The sequence below is a fragment of the Caldalkalibacillus thermarum genome, assembly GCF_014644735.1.
Taxonomy (GTDB): Bacteria; Bacillota; Bacilli; order Caldalkalibacillales; family Caldalkalibacillaceae; genus Caldalkalibacillus; species Caldalkalibacillus thermarum.
In genome coordinates this window covers 1-1,865 of record NZ_BMKZ01000097.1, presented here as the reverse complement: position 1 = coordinate 1,865, position 1,865 = coordinate 1, and the positions used below count along the sequence as shown (strand labels likewise).

12 tRNA genes and 3 rRNA genes are annotated in these 1,865 nt (G+C 50.2%); all 15 read right to left on the bottom strand.

Features of this window, described 5'->3' with window-relative positions:
• Positions 1-110: ribosomal RNA gene (locus IEW48_RS16550) — 16S ribosomal RNA — on the bottom strand; the annotation flags it as partial.
• A 113-nt stretch (positions 111-223) separates the two neighbouring features.
• Positions 224-300 (bottom strand) — tRNA-Ile (locus IEW48_RS16545).
• 11 nt (positions 301-311) lie between these two features.
• Positions 312-385: transfer RNA gene (locus IEW48_RS16540), tRNA-Gly, on the bottom strand.
• Between the two features lie 84 nt (positions 386-469).
• Positions 470-545 (bottom strand) — tRNA-Lys (locus IEW48_RS16535).
• A 37-nt stretch (positions 546-582) separates the two neighbouring features.
• Positions 583-658: transfer RNA gene (locus IEW48_RS16530), tRNA-Phe, on the bottom strand.
• Between the two features lie 15 nt (positions 659-673).
• A tRNA-Asp gene (locus tag IEW48_RS16525) sits at positions 674-750 on the bottom strand.
• A gap of 116 nt (positions 751-866) precedes the next feature.
• Positions 867-943 (bottom strand) — tRNA-Met (locus IEW48_RS16520).
• A 32-nt stretch (positions 944-975) separates the two neighbouring features.
• Positions 976-1,051 (bottom strand) — tRNA-Val (locus IEW48_RS16515).
• A 5-nt stretch (positions 1,052-1,056) separates the two neighbouring features.
• Positions 1,057-1,133, bottom strand: a tRNA-Glu gene (locus tag IEW48_RS16510).
• Positions 1,134-1,172: 39 nt separating this feature from the next.
• A tRNA-Ser gene (locus IEW48_RS16505) sits at positions 1,173-1,265 on the bottom strand.
• Positions 1,266-1,274: 9 nt separating this feature from the next.
• Positions 1,275-1,350 (bottom strand) — tRNA-Ile (locus IEW48_RS16500).
• A 5-nt stretch (positions 1,351-1,355) separates the two neighbouring features.
• Positions 1,356-1,432 (bottom strand) — tRNA-Met (locus tag IEW48_RS16495).
• Between the two features lie 4 nt (positions 1,433-1,436).
• Positions 1,437-1,511, bottom strand: a tRNA-Asn gene (locus tag IEW48_RS16490).
• A gap of 11 nt (positions 1,512-1,522) precedes the next feature.
• Positions 1,523-1,639: ribosomal RNA gene (rrf, locus tag IEW48_RS16485) — 5S ribosomal RNA — on the bottom strand.
• Positions 1,640-1,772: 133 nt separating this feature from the next.
• Positions 1,773-1,865 (bottom strand): 23S ribosomal RNA (locus tag IEW48_RS16480); the annotation flags it as partial.

The following is a 1,865-nucleotide window of genomic DNA, read 5'->3' as shown; positions in this document are numbered from 1 at the left end:
CGATCCACTACCGTCCGCCCGAAGGCTTCTGGAAGCTTCACGCGCTCGACTTGCATGTATTAGGCGTGCCGCCAGCGTTCGTCCTGAGCCAGGATCAAACTCTCCATCAAAACTCATCCCAAAGGAAAGAGCCACGCACGCTTGTGCTTTGTTCAGTTTTCAAGGTTCTACTTCAACGATTCTATTTAAACACTATATAAATGCTTATAAATAACAAAATTATTGGTGGGCCTAGGTGGACTTGAACCACCGACCTCACGCTTATCAGGCGTGCGCTCTAACCAACTGAGCTATAGGCCCCCTTTATAAAATGGAGCGGGTGATGGGAATCGAACCCACGCTACCAGCTTGGAAGGCTGGAGTTCTACCACTGAACTACACCCGCCCATTCCCATTATATAATAGCTAGAGATAAACCTTAGATATTCGTCACACACTTTAACCAAATAAGTTGAAAAAAATGACAGAATGGTGAGCCGTGAAGGATTCGAACCTTCGACCCTCTGATTAAAAGTCAGATGCTCTACCAGCTGAGCTAACGGCTCTTAAATCTCTCTTGAATGAAATTTAAATCCATTTGAGTGGTGGCTCGGGACGGAATCGAACCGCCGACACGAGGATTTTCAGTCCTCTGCTCTACCGACTGAGCTACCGAGCCAAAATAAAAATAAAATGGCGGAGCTGACGGGATTCGAACCCGCGATCTCCTGCGTGACAGGCAGGCATGTTAGGCCTCTACACCACAGCTCCACAATACTTTTAAATCTATTAAGGGCTTTTAAGTGTAGGCGCACTATAATACCACTATAGAATTACAAACATATATTACAAGAAGTTATGTGTTAAGAAGTTAGATATCGCTTGTATGGTTGCGGGGGCAGGATTTGAACCTGCGACCTTCGGGTTATGAGCCCGACGAGCTACCAGACTGCTCCACCCCGCGTCATTACTAACCTTCCAGATACAAGATGAAGGTGGTGGAGGGTGACGGGATCGAACCGCCGACCCCTTGCTTGTAAGGCAAGTGCTCTCCCAGCTGAGCTAACCCTCCATTTTTGGTGACCCGTAGGGGATTCGAACCCCTGAATGCCGGCGTGAAAGGCCGGTGTGTTAAGCCACTTCACCAACGGGCCACGTTAAAGAAATTAACCTGTATTGTAACATTGCGCATCTGGCGGAGGAGGAGGGATTCGAACCCCCGCGGGCCGCGAAGCCCCTGGCGGTTTTCAAGACCGCTCCCTTCAGCCAGACTTGGGTACTCCTCCGAAAAAAAATGGTGGACCCTACAGGACTCGAACCTGTGACCGATCGGTTATGAGCCGACTGCTCTACCAACTGAGCTAAGGGTCCAAATATGGTGGCGGCGGCGGGGATCGAACCCACGACCTTACGGGTATGAACCGTACGCTCTAGCCAGCTGAGCTACACCGCCTCATTGGCTCCGCAGGTAGGATTCGAACCTACGACCAATCGGTTAACAGCCGATCGCTCTACCACTGAGCTACTGCGGAACAATCTGACTGCCTGGCAACGACCTACTCTCCCAGGGGCTTTCGCCCCAAGTACCATCGGCGCTGGAGGGCTTAACTTCCGTGTTCGGAATGGGAACGGGTGTGTCCCCTCCGCTATCGTCACCAGACAGTGCTGAGTTGTGTTTTAAGACATACCTTAAGGACAAGTGTTAGTATACAACGTTTATTCTGTTTTTGCAATACCTTTTTTACACCTTCAAAATTGAATAACAGCAACGATTCACCGGTGCCACGCGTGAATGGGTTAAGCCCTCGACCGATTAGGATCTGGTCGCTCCACGCATTGCTGCGCTTCCACTCCAGACCTATCTACCTCGTCATCTTCGAGGGGTC